Annotated in this window: 16 protein-coding genes; 7 read left to right on the top strand and 9 right to left on the bottom strand. The window is 41.5% G+C overall.

Going from position 1 to position 19061, the window contains the following annotated elements; genetic code table 11:
• Position 1: 1 nt before the first annotated feature.
• Together J4N24_RS22690 and J4N24_RS22685 are read left to right on the top strand one after the other, a co-directional pair.
• Positions 2-730: a precorrin-2 dehydrogenase/sirohydrochlorin ferrochelatase family protein gene (locus J4N24_RS22690; protein WP_207536037.1), complete on the top strand. Its 729-nt coding sequence runs from the start codon at positions 2-4 to the stop codon at positions 728-730.
• Positions 731-810: 80 nt separating this feature from the next.
• The gene (locus J4N24_RS22685; RefSeq protein ID WP_207536036.1) at positions 811-1314 is read left to right on the top strand and encodes an RrF2 family transcriptional regulator; all 504 of its coding nucleotides are present in this window, start codon (positions 811-813) and stop codon (positions 1312-1314) included.
• 206 nt (positions 1315-1520) lie between these two features.
• Here the strand turns inward: J4N24_RS22685 and lnt are convergent, their stop codons facing one another.
• A complete protein-coding gene (gene lnt, locus J4N24_RS22680) occupies positions 1521-3149 on the bottom strand; it encodes an apolipoprotein N-acyltransferase (RefSeq protein ID WP_207536035.1) in 1629 nt (542 codons plus the stop codon).
• Between the two features lie 57 nt (positions 3150-3206).
• Positions 3207-3992 (bottom strand): hypothetical protein, encoded by a 786-nt coding sequence (locus tag J4N24_RS22675; protein ID WP_207536034.1) that lies wholly within the window; start codon positions 3990-3992, stop codon positions 3207-3209.
• 107 nt (positions 3993-4099) lie between these two features.
• Here J4N24_RS22675 and J4N24_RS22670 point away from each other — a divergent pair, with 107 nt between their 5' ends.
• Positions 4100-5191: a sulfatase-like hydrolase/transferase gene (locus J4N24_RS22670; protein WP_207536033.1), complete on the top strand. Its 1092-nt coding sequence runs from the start codon at positions 4100-4102 to the stop codon at positions 5189-5191.
• Positions 5192-5265: 74 nt separating this feature from the next.
• Positions 5266-6522 carry a prephenate dehydrogenase gene (locus J4N24_RS22665; RefSeq protein WP_207536032.1) on the top strand — a complete coding sequence of 419 codons (1257 nt, stop codon included), beginning with the start codon at positions 5266-5268 and terminating at the stop codon, positions 6520-6522.
• A gap of 65 nt (positions 6523-6587) precedes the next feature.
• Here J4N24_RS22665 and J4N24_RS22660 read toward each other — a convergent pair whose 3' ends face one another.
• Positions 6588-7310 (bottom strand): proline and serine-rich protein 1 family protein, encoded by a 723-nt coding sequence (locus tag J4N24_RS22660; protein ID WP_207536031.1) that lies wholly within the window; start codon positions 7308-7310, stop codon positions 6588-6590.
• Positions 7311-7472: 162 nt separating this feature from the next.
• Between J4N24_RS22660 and eat the strand changes: the two genes are divergently transcribed.
• Genes eat through eutC form a run of 3 tightly spaced genes read left to right on the top strand, consistent with a single transcriptional unit; the run spans position 7473 to position 10983 of the window.
• A complete protein-coding gene (gene eat, locus J4N24_RS22655) occupies positions 7473-8822 on the top strand; it encodes an ethanolamine permease (protein WP_207536030.1) in 1350 nt (449 codons plus the stop codon).
• On the top strand, positions 8812-10188 hold the full coding sequence (locus tag J4N24_RS22650) for an ethanolamine ammonia-lyase subunit EutB (RefSeq protein ID WP_207536029.1): 1377 nt from the start codon (positions 8812-8814) through the stop codon (positions 10186-10188). Before eat ends, J4N24_RS22650 begins: the two co-directional genes overlap by 11 nt.
• Positions 10189-10197: 9 nt before the next feature.
• Positions 10198-10983, top strand: coding sequence for an ethanolamine ammonia-lyase subunit EutC (gene eutC / locus J4N24_RS22645; RefSeq protein ID WP_207536028.1), 786 nt, complete (start codon positions 10198-10200; stop codon positions 10981-10983).
• A gap of 19 nt (positions 10984-11002) precedes the next feature.
• On the opposite strand, the gene J4N24_RS22640 is transcribed toward eutC, so the two are convergent.
• The 6 genes from J4N24_RS22640 to J4N24_RS22615 all read right to left on the bottom strand — a co-directional run bounded on the left by J4N24_RS22640 (position 11003) and on the right by J4N24_RS22615 (position 19057).
• Positions 11003-11587 carry a hypothetical protein gene (locus J4N24_RS22640; protein ID WP_207536027.1) on the bottom strand — a complete coding sequence of 195 codons (585 nt, stop codon included), beginning with the start codon at positions 11585-11587 and terminating at the stop codon, positions 11003-11005.
• Positions 11588-11644: 57 nt separating this feature from the next.
• Positions 11645-12253 carry a YdeI/OmpD-associated family protein gene (locus tag J4N24_RS22635; protein ID WP_207536026.1) on the bottom strand — a complete coding sequence of 203 codons (609 nt, stop codon included), beginning with the start codon at positions 12251-12253 and terminating at the stop codon, positions 11645-11647.
• Between the two features lie 172 nt (positions 12254-12425).
• A complete protein-coding gene (locus tag J4N24_RS22630) occupies positions 12426-14186 on the bottom strand; it encodes a RagB/SusD family nutrient uptake outer membrane protein (RefSeq protein WP_207536025.1) in 1761 nt (586 codons plus the stop codon).
• Positions 14187-14193: 7 nt separating this feature from the next.
• The gene (locus J4N24_RS22625; RefSeq protein WP_207536024.1) at positions 14194-17469 is read right to left on the bottom strand and encodes a SusC/RagA family TonB-linked outer membrane protein; all 3276 of its coding nucleotides are present in this window, start codon (positions 17467-17469) and stop codon (positions 14194-14196) included.
• Positions 17470-17534: 65 nt separating this feature from the next.
• On the bottom strand, positions 17535-18449 hold the full coding sequence (locus J4N24_RS22620) for a FecR family protein (protein ID WP_207536023.1): 915 nt from the start codon (positions 18447-18449) through the stop codon (positions 17535-17537).
• 71 nt (positions 18450-18520) lie between these two features.
• Complete coding sequence (locus tag J4N24_RS22615) at positions 18521-19057, bottom strand: RNA polymerase sigma-70 factor (RefSeq protein WP_207536022.1); 537 nt, start codon at positions 19055-19057, stop codon at positions 18521-18523.
• Positions 19058-19061 lie beyond the last annotated feature (4 nt).

Below are 19061 nucleotides of genomic sequence, written 5' to 3'. Positions count from 1 at the left end.
AATGTCTGTAATAACAGAAAGTAATCAAAATACTAATACAAACGGGAAAGAGCAGAATACGCTCTTTCCCGTTTTTTTAAAGCTTGAAAAATTAAACCTACTGATCGTTGGTGGCGGAAATGTGGGAGAGGAGAAACTTTCGGCAGTTTTAAATAATAGCCCGGAAGCAAAAGTAAAGCTCGTTGCTTCTGAGATCTTTCCTCCTGTACGAGACCTTCTTCAGAAACACAGTATCCCCTATCTTGAAAAACCTTTTACCCCCGGCGACTTGGATGGAATAGATCTCGCTATTGTTGCTATCAATGATAAAGAGATCAGTGCAGAGATTCATGCCTTATGTAAAGAAAGAGGAGTCTTAACAAATGTAGCTGATAAGCCGGCACTATGCGATTTCTACCTCGGCTCTATTGTGCAAAAGGGGAATTTGAAGATAGCTATATCTACAAATGGTAAATCTCCAACCATCTCCAAACGTGTTAAAGAAGTTCTAAACGAAACCTTCCCTGCAGAAATTGATGATCTTCTGGATAACATGGAGAAGATCCGGAATAGCCTTAAAGGAGATTTTTCTGAAAAGATCCGGCAGTTGAATAGTATTACCAGTGGTCTTTCAGTATCTTCACCAAAACCTGCCAGGAAATACAAGCCTTTATATTTTCTTTTTTATCTGATCCTTGCTGTAGCCTTAATGTGGATCGGTCATATAGTATTTCCTTATTTACTTGGATAAGATTCTGACAGGCTTGCATTTCGGATAGAAATGAAATATTTGTTGTAAGTTTGCTGAAATTCTTTTCAAATATTTAAGCAGTGTTAACTAAAAAGACTAAATACGCAGTTAAGGCATTAATGGCTCTTGCCAGAAATAAGGACAATAAGCCAATGCTGATCGCTCAAATTGCAGAAAAAGAACAACTCCCCAAGAAGTTCCTTGAAGCAATACTGCTCGAACTAAAGCGCAGTGGTTTCCTTGGTAGTAAAAAAGGAGCAGGTGGTGGATATTATCTTATGAAGAAGGCTGATGAAATTAAATTAGCTGGAATTATAAGGGTAATAGATGGTCCTATTGCTTTACTGCCTTGTGTTAGCTTGAATTTCTACGAAAAGTGTGAAGAGTGCACAAGTGAGTTGTATTGTGGTATCAGGGATGTGATGAAGGATGTGCGCGATGCCACATTAAATGTCCTTACACAAACAAGTCTTGCAGACATGATCGAACGGGAAGATTCTTTACAAGAGAAGATGCTTTCTGAAAAGGCGGAAGATGTCTCTGAAGAGAACTTTAAAGGCGATTTCAGCGGTTCAGCCCAGTAGTTTTTGTAGAATTTCAGAACAACTAATTAAACAGAGTGTTATTTATTTACCCTGATTTTTTGACCAAGGTATTTTCTTAAGAAAAACAAAGGTTGGGTGATTAAGGGTTAAGCAAGCGGCCAGGTTTCCTTTGTTACCTGGCCGTTTTTTATTCATTAATATTTCTTATTCGGTGACTAATCCTGCAAAAGGATAGTTCAAAGATCTCATTTCCTTACTTTGCCGCTCAGCTTTCTAAAAGCTAAAAGAATGATTAAAGCAATACCTGCTATTATGGCTAAATAGGCGACATAATCTCCGTACTTCACATAAAATGTTAGTTCTTCGTTGAGATTAATATCAGCTTTCAAAGCAGTAGGCATCCACCATTTGCTTTGTTTTACAACATCTCCCCGTTGATTGATGAATCCGGAAATACCCGTGTTCGCTGAACGGGCCACCCATCTTCGGCTTTCAATAGCCCGAAGCTTTGCATAAGCAAAATGTTGGTCCTTGCCCGAAGTATTACCCCACCAGCCATCGTTAGTTACTATTGCAATAAACTGAGCACCTTTCTTCACGCTTTCTGCCACATATTCACCCCAAATAGACTCGTAGCAGATCACTGGCGAAACTCCCATACCGCTTTGTGCATAAAAAACCGAAGGCTCGTCCTGATGTCCGTAGTCACCAGTCGCCCCCCCAAAGGCTTTAAAAAGGGGCTTTAAAAATGCAAGAGAATGAGCAAAAGGAGTTTGTTCCACACCGGGAACCAATTTCGATTTATGGTAGAGTTGCACCCGCGAGGAATTTTCTATCTGGATAGCAGCATTAAATACATCGATATATCTCCTGTTTTCCTCGATCAGCCTGGCAGTTTCGGTCTTTTCAGTATCATACCACGCAAAGCTCTCTATGCCTGATAAAACATTTCCATTTTTATATTTGCCAAGAAAGGACTGTATCCTTAAGAAGTCTGGATTGGTCTGAAGTTTATCTTCATCAGCATTGTCCGTTATAGCTGTTTCCGGCCATATAAAATATTCAGTATTAGGTTGTCCTAAAGAGTCTGACAGTTTTATTAGATTTTGTATTTGAAGAGATCCCGGGAGAGACCCGAACTTCTCATAGGGATCAACATTTGGTTGAACTACAACTACATTAGCAGGATTTTCGTGTTCCTGATACTTGTTGTACATCGTAAGCGAAACCATAATAGGAACAAGTACCCAGGCAGATAATCCCGGCAGCAGCTTTTTCTGCCTGGCCACAGCCTTGTCATCCGAAACGCTTCTTGCAAGCGTTAGTTCGAAGGTCAGAATATTGGCCACCAGAATCCAGATCGTGCCTCCATACACTCCAGTATATTCATACCATTGCACCAGTTGGTGAGAAGATGCGAAACCGTTTCCAAGGGTCATCCATGGGAAGGATAGATCCCATGTTTGGTGAAGATATTCGTAGCCCACCCAGAAGCAAACCAATCCAACATACCCGGTAAATCTGTTGCTAACCTTTCTCAACTGATAGTACAACCACCAGGCTATAGTCATTAGTACAGCGGCAAGACCAAAAGGGATTAGAGATATCAGTATCGCTACCCATGCTGGCATTACAGAGTTGAGTGAGTTAAACACCCAGTAGATACAGGAAGTGTTCCAGATGAAGAAGGTAAGGAAAGCAAGACCAAATATCTTTTGTCCTTTCTTAGCAACTTGCCCATCAATTATAGCCTCAGTACTAAGTAATAAAGGAACAAAAGCTACCAACAGGAGTGGAGCTGTAAAGGACATAGGAGGCCAGGCCAGCCATAATAGAAGGGCGGTGGTTAAGGCCTTTAAATATAGTTTCTGCACGTTTTGGTAATAAATTCAGTGTATGCTGCCTTATTTTGCCTTACCGTAGCTATAGAATTACTTGTTTTTTTCCAACAATTCCTCAACCCTGTTACGCTCAGTCTGTAGCTCCCGGGCTAGTTTTTTCTCTTTGTCGTTAGCCTTTATTTTGTAAGCCTGGTATTCAGCCGACATTTCATCAAATAGCTGTCTCCGATATTTTGCTTCCCTGATGCTTCGGCCAGCGGTAAATAACACAATTAATAAAGCGGCAGCTAAGGTAATAACGATGCCCCACATAATCGTATTATATGTCGATTTATCTACTTTCATACCTAAAAGACTCACCTGATCGATGCTTGATTTCGACTCTTCCAGATTCTGTTCACCTTCTGATACCTGGGCCTTTAAATTTTGAATAGACTTTTCCTGTTCCGAAATTTTAGCTTTAAGTGGAGCCGCTTGCGTCCTATATACTCTTAAGCTATCCTGAACACTTTTCCAAAGGTTCCTTAACCTATTGGGATTAACTACCTGATAGCCTTGCTGCATCCAGGATCGTTTAACTAGTTCATCGTACTGCCCCGCCAATGTGTTGTTAGTGGGGCCTGGTTGATATGCAGCCGGTGCTTGCCGGCCAGGTATCGCTTTTGTCGTTGTTGACTGAATTGTTCCTGATGTAGTTACAGGCGCACTGCTGCGGGTTCTTTGTAAAGGTTTTGATGGACTTACAGATGTTTTCTTAACCGGAGCTGTAGTTGTAGCAGCTCTTTTTTTTACGCTTGCTGTATCCTGCCCCTGAATCGTCGAGGAGATGATCAGCAGAAGAGCTATTGAAAGAGTTTTAAATAGTCCTTTTTTCATAGTGTTAATGTAAGGTTAATAGCCAGGGGTGAAAATATAAATTTATAATAACAACAAAAAGCCAACTTGTCTTTTGTATTCCTTGTTATAGCTTAAAACAAGATACTATGAGAGTTGGATTTTTAACGACAATCACTCTGCTTTTTCTTTTGCCAGCTATTTCAGTTGTAGGACAATCAAGGACCGAAAATGTTGTTCTTATTACACTGGATGGTATGCGTTGGCAGGAAATTTTTCAGGGAGCAGATAAAGATATACTGCATGATAAAAGATTTGTAGAAGATGCTGCAGATGCCGACAGTCAATATTGGGACAACGATCCTATAAAAAGAAGAGAAAAGCTTTTACCCTTTATATGGGGTACAATTGCGAAAGAGGGCCAAATCTACGGTAATCGTAGTCTTGGTAATAAAGTTAATGTCAGGAACAAGTTTAGATTCTCCTACCCTGGCTATAACGAACTTCTTACAGGTTTCCCTGATAAACGTATAAAGAGCAATGCTAAGCGGAATAACCCTAACCAAACAGTTTTGGAGTTCCTGAACAAGAAAATGGAATATAAGGATAAGGTAGCAGCATTTGCCTCCTGGGATGTTTTTCATTATATATTGAATCAACAGCGATCAGGAGTTCATGTAAATGCCGGGAATGACACGTTAGGGGCTCAAAAACTAAGCGCACGGGAGAGATTTTTAAATCAATTGCATAAAACATCTCCAAGTCCGTGGTCTAGTACCCGTTATGATAAAATTACTCATCAATACGCGAGTGAGTACTTTGCTAATAGTAAACCTAAGTTCTTGTTAATTGCTTATGGAGAAACAGATGAATATGCACATGGAGGGCATTACTTATCTTATCTGAAGTCGGCGAATAAAACCGATGCTTATATACAGGAAGTATGGAATTGGATACAGTCTGATGAACAGTATCGCGATAAAACCACCTTGGTGATCACCACGGACCACGGAAGAGGTAACGGAAGAAAATCCTGGAGAAGTCATGGGGTCTTGCAAAAGGGTTCAAATCATACCTGGTTCATGATTATGGGTCCTGATACCCAAGCACTGGGAGAAATGAAAGAGAAACAACACTATTATAATAACCAGTTAGCAAAAACTATTGTAGGTTTTTTAAATCTGGAATATCCGGTTCATGGATCTTATGGAGGGGTAATAGCAACAGCGATGGAGCATTGAAATAGACCTTTTTCATTTACTATGGTGTTTTGCGCTTCCTGAACTTCCAAAATTTTTTCTCTAAGTTTACCGTGATGAATATTGGAATAATAGGACTTGGAGACATGGGCTCAATTTATGCCCGGAAGTGGTCGGAGAAAGGCTATTCCGTTTATGGCTGTGACTTGCCCGAGCGTTATGAGTTGCTGAGAAACGCCTTCCAGGGAACATCTGTTACTGTGCTTGAATCTGCAAAAGCTGTTGCTCGAAAATCCGACTTCCTGATGTATGCTGTCGAAGCAGCAAAAATAGGTCAGGTGGTAGCAGCTACTGCCGATTCTGTAAAATACGGAGCGGTTATCGCGGGGCAAACTTCTGTGAAGGATCCGGAGATTGAGGCTTTCGAGAAATATCTTCCTTCTGATGTTCATATTTTTACATGTCATTCTCTTCATGGTCCTGCATTTTCAACAGAAGGTCAAAAGCTAGTCATTGTACCCCACCGTATAAATAAAGAGAATTATTTACGGGTCCTGCCAATCTTTGAGGCTCTGGAGTCCGAAATTATAGAGGTTGAAAACTATCACATGCATGACCAGATCATGGCCGATACTCAGGCTGTTACCCATATGGGTTTCGAAAGCATGGGAACGGCCTGGAAAAACTCTGGTTTTTATCCCTGGGATCATGGAGCTTATTCAACCGGAATCGATAACGTTAAGATATTAACTACCCTGAGAATATTTAGCTACAAGGCGCACGTTTACGCTGGCCTTGCCATACTTAATCCTTTTGCCAGGAAACAAGTGAGGCAATATGCCAAATCCGAATCTGAACTATTTAAGATGATGATCTGTGAAGATGAGGGAGCCTTTAGAAAACGTCTTCAGGAAGCGAAAGAGTTTGTGTTCCACGGGGAAAGGGACTTTATTACTCTTGACCAGGAAGTAATGGGCGATTTTAAAATGAGTACTGATCCTAAGCACCATCATCCTAACTCGCATTTAAGTTTGCTTGCAATGGTAGATGCATGGCATAAGCTCAACATTAATCCTTACGAAAACTTGATCTGCCAAACACCTCCGTTTCGTTTGCGACTCGGCATTGCGGAGTATTTATTTAAAAATGATGACTTGTTGGAAGAAACCATTCAAACGGCTTTGTACGACAAACATATCAGGGCAGACGATCTCGAGTTCCATTCCGCAGTTCGCGAATGGGCTTCTATTATTGAGTATGGAGATATGGAGGGATATCTTTCTCACTTTAACCAGGTGAAAGATTTCTTTGCCGATAGACTTCAGGAAGGAGCAAGGCAAAGCGCCCGGCTCATACAAAAACTAACATCATAAGTCCAGGTGACAATAAAAGCTTCTCGTTCACAGAGAAGCTTTTGTTGTATAACCACACGGCGGTTTTACCCTCCCACTCTGTGATAACTTTCCGAAACAATGATCGACTTAACCTTATCCTTGTCTTTCTGGAAGTCAAATGCATCAAACAATAGGAATGCATTTTCAGGGTCAGCCACAGAAGGAAACATTTTCCGCACTGCAGAAATTTTACCATCTGAAAAATCCATAAGCTTAACAACATCCAGAACCTGATCTACAGTGAAACCTGCATAAGGGGTTGTTAAGTCTATAACGGATAATTTATTCTTGTCGAAACTTGCTTGTTTCAGAGATTTTGAAAACCGTTCAAAAGCAGCAGGCGTCATTAAAGGAGGACAATTGTTAACATAAGGCCTGCCAGGTCGATTGTTATAACCTTCACTCAAAGGTTTATCCCAGTTGTCATAGCTGCACCTTCCCAGGTCAAGGTCCTTTACCAGCTTAAGTACATTCTGATTTAAAACGGTAATTGTTCTCATACCTGGCTTAACAATTACTTCTGCCCGGTATACAAGCCTATCGTTGTGCTCAATAACAATTGGATGAAGCCCTTCTCTTAGATCAAAAAACCTAAACCTTCCATTTATACTACTAATAGACTCTTCCCCTAATGAAACAGTAAAACGGCCCCTCACAGGAACCTCAACAAAATATTCAGAATAAGACGCCCTGAAAGAAGGTTGCCCATCAACAAAAGAATAGAGAAAAACAAGAGCGGTGATTGTAATAAGTTTAATTGTGTTCATAATTAAAATCTAAGTGTGTGATATTTCTATGACATTATGAGAGTGCCGAGGTTTAATGCTTAAATAAACTTTTATAAAACATATCGTGTTACAATCCCAAAACAGGAGAGCTGATTTCCACTTTCCACTGGATTTCCCTATATTGAGAGGAGAAATCCGTCTATGATTTTAAATTCTACCACTTCACTGAAAAAAGCGTTAAAACCTCTGCATGTTTGGGCTATTGCTGTCGGTTTAGTTATCTCAGGGGAATATTTTGGATGGAATTACGGCTGGGGAGTAGCCGGGACTGTAGGTTTTTTGATCTCGACACTTCTGGTAACAGTAATGTATGTAACTTTTATCTTTAGTTTCACAGAATTAACTACGTCCATTCCTAATGCAGGCGGTCCTTTTGAATATGCTTTTAGAGCATTTGGAAAATGGGGTGGATTTGTTTCAGGATACGCTACCCTGATCGAATTTGTTCTTGCACCTCCGGCAATTGCTTTTGCATTAGGTGCGTATGTTAATTTTCTTTATCCCGCTCTTCCTGTTGTCTGGGTAGCTATAGGATCTTATGTAATATTCACTGGAATTAACCTGCTTGGAATCAAGGAATCAGCAACTTTTTCGCTTATTGTTACTCTGCTTGCTGTTGCAGAATTACTCCTTTTTATAGGAATTGTAGCGCCTTCTTATCAAACTGAAAACTTCATGCGGGATTCAATGCCTTATGGATGGCAGGGAGTATTTGCTGCTTTGCCTTTTGCCATATGGTTCTATCTTGCGATTGAAGGGGTTGCGCTGGTAGCTGAGGAAGTTGAAGATCCTCATCGAAACATCCCGAAAGGGTATATTTCTGGGATATTAACCCTGGTTGCGCTGGCCTTGGGAGTAATGATCTTTACTGGAGGAATTGGCGATTGGAAAAAGCTAAGTAATATAGATTATCCTTTACCAGAATCTATAGGAATGGTGCTGGGGAAGTCCAATAGTCTTACAAAGCTTTTCGCTGGTATCGGACTTTTCGGATTGATAGCTTCATTTCATAGTATTATTATTGGTTATTCCAGGGAAATATTTGCACTCGCGCGAAGTGGCTTTTTGCCTGCTGTATTATCGCAGGTCCATTCCCGAACGCAAGTTCCGCATTGGGCTTTGCTGGCTGGAGCATTTGTTGGAATTGTTTCCATTCTGAGCGGCACAACCAACCAGGTAATAGTGCTGTCCGTATTAGGCGCTGTAGTAATGTACATTATGAGTATGTTCAGTCTTTTTCGTCTAAGAAAAAAGGAACCTGACATGGAAAGGCCCTACAAAGCTCCCTTCTATCCTCTTTTTCCCTTGCTGGCGCTCCTGCTTTCCCTTGTATCGCTAACGGCGATCGTCTATTATAATTTGTTGTTGAGTCTGCTGTTTCTTAGCGGAATGTTAATCATGGCAGCACTTTTTTATCTTACAGACCGGGGTAAAAAGAATAATGATCAATACCATAAATTACATCAGGAAGAGTTGGAACATGGCATATAAAACAAGCATAAGAAATATCGCTTACAGTTTTACAGATCTGAAGGATTTGATGGCCAAAGCCTCACCTTTTCGCTCTGGAGATGCTCTTGCTGGCCTGGCTGCAGAAACGTATCATGAAAGGGTTGCAGCTCAGTTTGTATTGGCCGATCTTCCATTGAAAGTTTTCCTCAGTGAATTTGTGATTCCCTGCGAGGAGGATGAGATTACACGTCTGATTATAGACACTCATAACAAAGCAGCCTTTGGTCCGATAGATTATTTTACAGTGGGAGAGTTCCGCGATTGGCTGCTGAGTGATGAAGCGGACGCTTATTCATTGGCAGCTTTGGCCTCCGGTCTTACCCCTGAAATGGTAGCAGCGGTTTCCAAAGTAATGCGGAACCAGGACTTAATTGCAGTTGCCAATAAATGTGAGGTGATCACTGCTTTTCGAAACACAATAGGCCTCAAAGGCCGCTTCTCTACCCGCTTACAACCAAATCATCCTACTGATGATCCTCGTGGTATAGCTGCCAGCATCATCGACGGGCTCTTATATGGTAGTGGTGATGCCGTGATTGGGATAAACCCAGCTACCGACAATCCGGAAACAGTATTAAAGCTCCTGCAGTTGATAGACAGGCTCAGGCAACATTATGATATTCCTACTCAATCTTGTGTATTAACACATTTAACTACTACGCTCGAACTGATACGCCAGGATGCCCCCGTTGATCTGGCTTTTCAATCTATTGCCGGAACAGAAAAAGCTAATTCAAGTTTCGGGGTTAATATTTCTTTGATAGAAGAAGCGTATCAGGCTACTCTGGAGTTGAACCGCGGAACGGAGGGGAATAATGTGATGTATTTCGAAACGGGGCAGGGTAGCTGTCTTTCTGCCAATGCCCACCACGGGGTAGACCAGCAAACCTGTGAGGCAAGGGCATACGCTTTAGCTCGTAAGTTTAAGCCTCTTCTGGTTAATTCTGTAGTTGGCTTTATCGGCCCTGAATACTTATACGATGGAAAACAGATCATTCGTGCTGCTTTGGAAGACCACTTTTGCGGTAAACTTTTAGGACTTCCCATGGGTGTGGATATATGTTATACAAATCATGCAGAAGCCGATCAGGATGATATGGACAACTTACTTACTCTTCTGGCTGTAGCAGGTTGTACCTTTATTATGGGTGTACCTGGTGCTGATGATATCATGCTTAACTATCAATCTACATCATTCCACGATGCGCTCTATATTCGAAAATTACTTGGTCTAAGGCCTGCTCCTGAGTTTGAGGACTGGCTGGTAAAGAGGGGGATTTTCGATAGGGAAACGGGGGTACTACAGGATAAAAGAAAAGGGCTTTTAAACGTGATGAATTTTTAAGGATTTAATATGGGAGCGCTAAAAAATCGATTTGTAAAAAATGATTTGTACAGTGACTTAAAGCAGTTCACCCAGGCACGGATAGCAGTAGGAAGGGCGGGCTGTAGTATGCCGTTGAACGAATTGCTCGAGTTCAAGATGTCACACGCCCATGCCCGCGACGCAGTGTATTCTGAGCTGGACCTGCAGCTAATAAGTAATGAGCTGAAGGTGATAGATATGGAACATTACATCCTTAAAAGTAAGGCGATTAACAGAAGCTCCTACCTTTCACGGCCAGATTGGGGAAGAAACTTAAGTGATGAATCATTTCAAAGTTTGAAAATTTACCCCAGAAAAGGTTACGATGTTTCCCTGGTACTTGCCGATGGTCTTTCTGCTTCTGCAATTAACCAGCATGCCTTACCATTGCTCCATGAACTGGTTCCTCAGCTGGGTGAAATGGGTTATACCTTAGCTCCTCTTATTTTGGTTCAAAACGGCAGGGTGGCTATCGCTGATCAAATCGCCTCATTATTGCAGGCTTCTTTATCGATAATTTTTATTGGTGAACGCCCTGGCCTGACTTGTCCCGATAGCATGGGAGCCTATCTTACTTATGATCCTAAGCCCGGTTTAACCGATGAAAGCCGTAACTGCATCTCAAACATTAGCGTGCAGGGACTGGATTATATCACAGCTGCCGAAAGGATTTTATACCTGGTAAATGAGAGTATGAGCAGGAAGCTCAGCGGAGTTTTACTGAAAGAAATTAGCGGAGGGCAGGAAAAGGAAGAGGATAAAAGGCTAACCTGATCCTCCTCCAAAAATAATCTTATTTCGGCTTCACGGTTGTTTCCCCATCTTCTTCAACTTTTGTCTTCGAATCAGGAGTCTTAAGCTTTGCATCGTCTCCGGTTTCAACCTTCATTTTCGAATCTCCACTCTTCACCTTCATCTCATCGTTGTCCATCTTCAACTTGTCGTCTCCTGATTTGATTTTTATACTATTGCCGTCTCTCTTGATCTTAGTTTCATCAAGCTTCCATACACCGTCTTGTTGAATTAAGGCATTGTTAACGATATTGCCTGTAGGTCCGTATAGCGTATCTCCTGTACTGACATTGACAAACAACATATCATCACTAATAGGTTTGCGAGTATCTGCATAGATATAGCCACCACCGGACTCTGTATCCTGAATAATAGAGCCCGAACCGGTGCCTGCACCTGTGCTTGAGCTGGTGTTCAAAGTCACGAATGAGGCTGTTGAGCTATTATCTGTAGCTGTGCCGTCTGCTGAAGTCTCAGAGGCAGTAGCAGTTGAATCAGATTCAGATGTGCTGCCCGTTTTATTGGAACAGGCAATAGCTAAAGGCAGTGCAGCTATTGCAATTGTTTTTAAATACTTGATTTTCATTTCCTTTTAGTTTAATAAATCATTAACACTATATTTAAAGGAAAGTTTACCCTGGGCTTATCGACTATATTTCCAGTTACGTGATTTGCCTTCGCTAACCCATTCTATCATAGTATCTAAACGTTTGTTTCTTGTTGTTTCTGTTTTAGCCTCTGTGATCCATTCAACATATTCCTTTCGATGCGAATAACTAAATTTTTCAAAATTTTCTTTTGCAAGCGGGTTTTTATTCAAAGCCTCTGTCAAGAATTCAGGAACAATTATATCAGTCCTCTCCAAAACCTTTTTAGATACTTTCTTATCCAATTCGTTCAGATGCGCTGCCTTTCTAACATAATCCATAATGATATCGTCTTCGGGAAGATTCTCGATTGATGCTATCCGGCCAAACTGTCCCATCGCCTGATCTGCATTTACCTTAAGCAAATCCTGAGGATCATCCAGCAAAGCTCCCTTCCAGAAGCCGAATGCACAGTGCTGTTTAAATGCTGCTATATTACAAACAGGGCCTTTATAGTCGAAAAAAGGCATTCCCCATTTCATGGTTTCTTTAATCTCCGGACACGCCTTGTGGATTAAACCTCTTATATGTTTGAGGATCGGTTGGGCAAAACCAGCTGCATTTTCGATGTATGCGTCTATTTTTGGATCAGTTGGATGCGGCATAATGATATCTTTATTTCAAATATAGCTGAAATAGGATTTGAAAATTGTGCCTGCAATAACGTTGCTATAACTAGGTACAACTGGCAGGAAAACAATATTTCTTCAATCATTAAAAATGAAAAAGGCAGCTCAATATCCTTAAGCTACCTTTTCATTAAATTCTATTTATTTTCTAGTTGTTATACCCGAAGTTCTGTTGGAAATCCTTGGTAACGTCAATGGTTGATTGAGGAATTGGAAATACTCTTCTAAAAGGTTGGGTTGCAGGTTTCGCGGTGTAAGCCAGATCAAACTTTCCGAAACGGATCATTTGAGGTCTGCGATACATTTCCCAGTACATCTCGAACCCAAGTTCCCGGTAAAGAGTAGCTTCGTCAATGGTTAAAAGTTCTTTCCCTGGCGCATTACCATATAGTTCTTCCCTTGTCCTGGAAGTTCTTAACTTATTAATGTCCGCCAAGGCTTCTGCGTTCATCCCTTTCCTGAAATAAGCTTCAGCGCGCATCGTATAAATTCCGCCTAAACGGAATAATGGAATATCAACGTTGCTGCTTCCATTGTCCTCTTCAGGGTCATATTCAAATTTAAAGATCCGCGCTCCGCGATTGATCTGATTTTGCTGTAGGATAGCCTGCGAAGGATTATCAAAATTCAACTCTGGTGTAAAGTCCATTTTGGTGGTAGCGCTTTTTTCCATCACCAACTCAGATACTTTAATACGTCCATCAGCTGTCATCTCAAATCCTCCTGCAGGAGTTAATTTGGGGCCGTATTGCTGGCCGGCAGAAATGCCCCAGTTAAAATGGAACCAGGGTAGATTGTTGCTCTTTGGAACAATACTTATCGCGGGGACGCTTCCAGGGCCATCATTCATAAACCAGGTGCCGTCAGCATACCGGTATTTTCTTGAAAACCGGGGATCATCATGGTGTCCATCCCAGCTGTGGTAAAATTCGGGCGTTGTGCACGACCCATTCGTGCCGCGGTTAGCTGGGGAAGGCCTTTGATTTCGTTCAACGCACATATAGCCGAAGTCATTATCACCATTACGAATATTATCTATCTTTTGTACAACCACAAAGATCAACTCCGACCCGTTTTCATTTTTAATGGCGAAATTATCAAAGTAATTACTGGCTAAACGGAACTTTGAAGAGTTAATAAGGAGTGAGGTGTAGTAGATCACCCGGTCCATATCTGTATCATTCCCACTCACCGCTTTTTCGTTGAAGTTGAACGTGGAAGCATAACGGTCTTTGTATACCGCACGGTTAAGATACATGTTGGCCAAAAGCGCATATGCTGCTTCTTTAGTGAAGCGACCATTATGTGTTGAACTTTCTCCAAGGCTCGCAAGGTCAGGTATCAACGCTTCCACTTGTAAGATCAGCTCATCTATTCCTGTTGCTGCTTTTTTAATTTCCAGCGGTGCATTTTTAAGCATTGGATCGCGATATGGAGCCTGGTCATAAAGGTCCAGTGTAGTGTAAGTATAGTAGGCTAAAAGACCTTTTGCTTCAGCAAGTAGCATTGGTTTTTGCTCTACATTGCTATTACTGATCTCATTAATTGCCGTAAGCGACCGTGTAATTCCGTTTGTCAGTAAATCCCAGTTATCGGTCACAATTGGATTATCCGATTTCCAGGTAAATTCATGCATCGATCGCCATTTTCCGCCGTCTCCCCAATCACTACCTCTGGTAGGCAGCATTGCAATATCAGTAGTGTATTCCTGCAAAGAGAAAATGCCTCCGTTATCAACAAAGGTACGATCACCCAAGCGGTCATAGGCGGCGGCTAAGGCTCCTGTAGGGCTAGAGGCATTATCGCCCAGCACCTCATCCAGGACCACTTCATCCAGGTCGGTACAACTGGTCGCCAACCCAAACGACAGTATTAGAAGGGCGTGTTTTAGCTTATATAGTGTTCTCATGATTGTATTATAATTTTAAAGTTGCTCCGAAAATGAATGTTTTTGCAGTAGGGTAGCTGGCATAGTCAATCCCTAGCGACTGATTTCCGCCACTTGATTTTGGACTGTTGATCAATGGATCATAACCACTATAATTAGTGATGGTAAACAAGTTCTGACCAGTGACATACAGGCCAAGGCCCTGAAGCCATTTTAAGTTCTTTAACTTAAGATTGTATCCTAACCGAGCCGAGTTTAATCTTAAGAAATCTGATTTTTCCAGGAATAGTGTAGAAAGCTGAGGAGCGTTAGATGAATTAGCTCCAGATTCCAAATAACCGGTGGTAACGTTTCTGTCAGAGGCAAGGTTGTTGATATTTAAAGCGTTTAAACCGGTATTATTAACCAGATAGCCTCCGGTTTGGCCGATAAAAGCAAGAGAAAGGTCGAACCTCTTATAACTCATCTGACTGTTGAAACCAAAAGTGAATTTTGGAATTGCACCCTCGATGATTACCCGGTCGTCACTGCTAATCGTATTGTCACCGTTTCTGTCTCTGAAGATATTGGCACCCTTTTCATCAAACCCAATATGTTCTAGTAAGTAGAAAGAGCCGGCCGCATATCCACTTTTATAGATATTAGCTACCACACCTGACTGGCCTGGACCAGATATAGTACCTGAATATATTTCAGAAACAGGGAGGTTTTTGATCGTATTGTCAAGCGTAGCACCATTAACATCAGCAGACCAATTGAAATTCTTGGTTCTAAGGATCCTGGAACCTACCATAAATTCAAATCCTTTGTTTACGATCTCTCCGTCAATATTAACCCAAACAGTGGTGGTAGGACTAAGTACCTGCGCAGGAATATTTAGGATGGCATTTGTAGTTGTTTTATTAAAGTAATCCAGACTTCCATAAAACTTTCCTCTGAAAAGCTCGAAATCTAAACCAAGATTTGACTGAGTTACAACCTCCCATTGAAGGTCAGGGTTAGGTGTACGGGTTACTGATATTCCGTTTACAAGTGTAAGGTCTTTATTCAGATAGTATCCATCCGCACCCGAAAGAGCATAACTTGCTTTCGTTATCTTATTCTGTACTTCCTGGTTTCCTGTTTGGCCCCAGCTGGCACGAACTTTCACATTATCCATCCAGTTCAGGTTCTTCAGGAAATTTTCCTGAGAAATATTCCAGCCAAGAGCAAATGAAGGGAAGTACCCGTACTTATTATTGTCCCCGAAACGGGTTGAACCGTCAGCACGCAATGATGCTGTCAAAAGATATTTATCATTTAAGGTATAGTTAGCTCTGGTAAAGAATGACTGCAACTCATTTTCCTGTGCATATCCAGATACGCCACTTTGCGTTCCCGAAAATGCAGGATTGTTTTCTGGTGTAACACCCCCTTCGGCCTTTGCAATAGCGGTAAGAGCGAAGCTGTTTCCTGATCTTTCAAATTTTTGATAAGAGAAACCACCCAATACTTCCAATCTGTGTTTCCTTGAAAACATATTGTAGGTGAGGTAGTGTTCAAGGAGCGTACTCTGCGATTCCATGTTAAACTGTACATACCTTCCAGTAGGATTGATATCGGTAAGATTGGGGAATACAGTAGTATTTCTTTCGGATGTTGAACGATCAATACCCACGTTAAGCTTATACTCAAAACCTTTGAGGATTCTGAAAGACAGGTCCGTATTACCAAGAACTCTTAGCGTATTTGTTTTATCATTATACACACTTAACAAGTAAGCGGGGTTGTAGTGCGCATTCATATTGAAGTTGGTGTACTCACCCTTCTCATCAAAAACGGGCCTGGTTGGATTGGCCATTAAAGTATGAACAATTAGCTGCCCATTGGAACCTCCGTCATCACTGGTGGGTACACCGAAATCACGGGTCTGACTGGCGGTAAGATTAACTCCAATCTTCAATCGCTGATTATCAAAGAAGGATTCTGATGCATTTATCCTGGCCGAACTGCGTTTAAAGGCACTGTTTGTGACGATACCCTGCTGATCCATATGCGCTAATGAAACATAATAGTTCCCTGTATTAGACTGTTTCGAGAAAGCCAGGGAGTTATTTGTTGTATTAGCTTGTCTGTAGATAACATCCTGCCAATCGGTATTTCCACCATGATCGAATGCCGGTTGAGTAAGGGCGCTGCGGTACTGCTCGGCTGAAAGAACATCCAACTTATGAGCAACATTAGAGATCCCGGTATAACTTTCGAAACTAAGGTTTCCGTCTCCTTTTTTGCCTTTTTTAGTAGTGATGATCACTACTCCATTAGAGCCTCTCGCTCCATATATGGCAGCAGCAGAAGCATCCTTCAGTACCGACATCGACTCTATGTCGCTCGTATTAAGAAAGTTTAAAGGGTTTTTAGCCCTGGAGCTACCAAAGCCTACATTTTGTCCGGCAGGACTTGCTTCGTCATTAGTAAGTGGTACTCCATCTACCACAAAAAGGGGAGTACTGCCACTTCGGATAGAACCAACTCCGCGGATGGAAACATCTACACCTCCTCCAGGCTCACCGCTGTTTCCTACTACTCTAACCCCTGCAACTTTTCCCTGAAGAAGATTATCTGCAGATACAATTACTCCCTGGCGAAAGCTTTTCTCATCTATCTGAGCAACGGCACCTGTAACGTCTTTCTTCGTCTGGCGACCATAGCCTACTACCACAACTTCATTCAACTTGGCTGCATCTGGCTCTAAACGTATTTCCAATGTAACAGTAGTAGCTGAAATCGTTTTTACCTGATATCCGATAAAGCTTACCTGTAAAGATTTTCCCAGGGCAACTTTAATGCTGAAGCGGCCCGCTGCATCAGTAACAACTGCGTTTTTAGTTCCTTCCTCCCTTACGGTTGCTCCGGGTAGGGGAGCCCCAGTTTCATCAAGTACCCTGCCTTTTATTGTTTCAATAGCTGCTTTGGTACCTGTGATCTCCTTATTGTCTGCCTTCTTGCGAATCAGTACAGTGTTATTACTAATGTTGAAGCTCAGGTGTGCCTTCGCAGCAAGGTCTCTAAGCACTGTCTCTATTGGCTCATTAATGGATACGGTGTATTGATTTTTATCCGAAATAACAGCCTCTCCGTAACTGAACTTTAAATTGCTTTGTCTGCTCAGGATATGGAATAGGTTTACAAGAGTATTACTTGCTGTCTTACGGTCCACTTTTCCCTTTACTAATTCAACTGAAAAGGATGGTTGCGCTATTAGGACGAATACAGCTAAAAAACAAAAGACTTTGAAGATTTCTATAGTATATTTACGGTACATATTAATTGACAATGGATTTAATTGATGTTGTTGAATAAGCCGCTTTGTTCCAGCAAAGCGGTTTTTTAATGACTTACTTTGACTATCTTATCATAGGCTCTAAATTTTAGGGAAGTGATATAATTTATCTGGTTAAGAATCTCATTAAGCGGTTGTCCAGCTTCAATATTGAGGGATACCTTTGTTTTAAGTAGCTGAACATTCTCCGTTTCAAAGCTTATACCGTACCTAAGCCTTAGTACCCTTAGTACCTCCGCTAAGCTCACTTGATTCATATAAAGCTCCTGCTTGAACCAGTTGGTTAGCAGTTCTTTCTCTGCTAGTTGTTTGCTCAGCTTATTGTTTTTAAAACAGGCTTCCTCATTTGGAAGCAGATCGACGCTGTTTTTGGCCGAAGTAACGTTTACCTTGCCGGTGGCTACTGTCACAGTACAAGAGTTTTGATGGAGGGCGATATGAAAAGAGGTGCCCAGTACTTTGGTTCTAATGCCTCCGGATTGGATAAGGAATGGACATGCAGGGTTTCTGGCAACCTTAAAGAAAGCATCTCCTTTTAATAGTCTTACTTCCCTGGTTTGGCCGGCAAATTCTTTAGGGTACTCAAACTCTGAGTAAGCAGCAAGAAAAATGATTGAACCGTCTTGCAATACAACCGAATCTGTGAGAGAGCTGGTAGCTCTCCTTAGCATAACAGGGCTTGACGGTACTCTTAAGAGCAAGACCGACAGGCAAATTAGTAAAGCAACACTCGCGGCAACAGCATAGGGGTAAAGATTGCTTACTGCTCTCTTTTTTCTTATTTTAAATAGAATCGAGGATTTGACAGCCTCTTTATTGCCCATTTCATTTTCATTCCAGACTGCCTCTGCATACTTTTTTTCAAAAAAAGCATCTAACAGGTTTTTCTCATCCTCCGACAGATCTTCTCTGTCAAGCTTGTCTGAGATGTTTCTTAAGTAGTTCGCCTTGTTTTCTGACATCTGTCCTTATAAATTCATCTATAAGTACCAGAAGCAGCCAGATCGTACTACCGAAAAATATTAATGATTCGTTAAGAAATTATAAAATGAAGCAGGGCTACCAGAAGCGGTATCAAACAAACCGAAAGCTTCCCCGCTTTAAGTTTCAGCTGCTGAACAGCAGAGCTTAATTGGTTCTTTACAGTCTGCTTGGAAAGGTTCAAACGCTCCGCTATTTGTTCTAGGTCCATGTCCTCCAGCTTGTTCATCATTAGGATCGCTTTTCGTTTCGGGGGTAACTCTTCAAGTAGCAGATAAAGTTGGTCCATCAATTCAGTTTCCAGGGCGCATGAGCTTTCTTGAACGTAATCCTCAAATTGTTCTTCAATCAATGCTACCTCAAAAGTATTGTTACGGTACTCTTTAAAGATTTGGTTTTTTACGGCGCGGAATAAAAAGCTTTCAATAGAGGAAATTTGCAGCTTATGGCGCCTTTCCCATAGATCGGTAAATACCTCCTGTACAATGTTCTCTGAAAGGTGTTCGTCCCGGGTAAGCTTAAAACAGAAGGCGTATAGCTTTTCCCAATGCTGTGAGTAAATTTCTTCAAACTTAGCAAGGTTGCCCATAAAG

It is taken from the genome of Desertivirga arenae (genome assembly GCF_017355785.1).
Taxonomy (GTDB): domain Bacteria; phylum Bacteroidota; class Bacteroidia; order Sphingobacteriales; family Sphingobacteriaceae; genus Desertivirga; species Desertivirga arenae.
The sequence above is the reverse complement of the archived record's forward strand: the minus strand, read 5'-3'. Positions and strand labels throughout refer to the sequence as shown.

Coding starts and splice junctions, on each gene's coding strand:
- J4N24_RS22690 (WP_207536037.1), top strand. CDS start 2: ATGTCTGTAATAACAGAAAGTAATCAAAATACTAATACAAACGGGAAA.
- J4N24_RS22675 (WP_207536034.1), bottom strand. CDS start 3,992: ATGAAAAAAGGACTATTTAAAACTCTTTCAATAGCTCTTCTGCTGATC.
- J4N24_RS22670 (WP_207536033.1), top strand. CDS start 4,100: ATGAGAGTTGGATTTTTAACGACAATCACTCTGCTTTTTCTTTTGCCA.
- J4N24_RS22665 (WP_207536032.1), top strand. CDS start 5,266: ATGAATATTGGAATAATAGGACTTGGAGACATGGGCTCAATTTATGCC.
- J4N24_RS22660 (WP_207536031.1), bottom strand. CDS start 7,310: ATGAACACAATTAAACTTATTACAATCACCGCTCTTGTTTTTCTCTAT.
- eat (WP_207536030.1), top strand. CDS start 7,473: ATGATTTTAAATTCTACCACTTCACTGAAAAAAGCGTTAAAACCTCTG.
- J4N24_RS22650 (WP_207536029.1), top strand. CDS start 8,812: ATGGCATATAAAACAAGCATAAGAAATATCGCTTACAGTTTTACAGAT.
- eutC (WP_207536028.1), top strand. CDS start 10,198: ATGGGAGCGCTAAAAAATCGATTTGTAAAAAATGATTTGTACAGTGAC.
- J4N24_RS22640 (WP_207536027.1), bottom strand. CDS start 11,587: ATGAAAATCAAGTATTTAAAAACAATTGCAATAGCTGCACTGCCTTTA.
- J4N24_RS22635 (WP_207536026.1), bottom strand. CDS start 12,253: ATGCCGCATCCAACTGATCCAAAAATAGACGCATACATCGAAAATGCA.
- J4N24_RS22630 (WP_207536025.1), bottom strand. CDS start 14,186: ATGAGAACACTATATAAGCTAAAACACGCCCTTCTAATACTGTCGTTT.
- J4N24_RS22625 (WP_207536024.1), bottom strand. CDS start 17,469: ATGTACCGTAAATATACTATAGAAATCTTCAAAGTCTTTTGTTTTTTA.
- J4N24_RS22620 (WP_207536023.1), bottom strand. CDS start 18,449: ATGTCAGAAAACAAGGCGAACTACTTAAGAAACATCTCAGACAAGCTT.
- J4N24_RS22615 (WP_207536022.1), bottom strand. CDS start 19,057: ATGGGCAACCTTGCTAAGTTTGAAGAAATTTACTCACAGCATTGGGAA.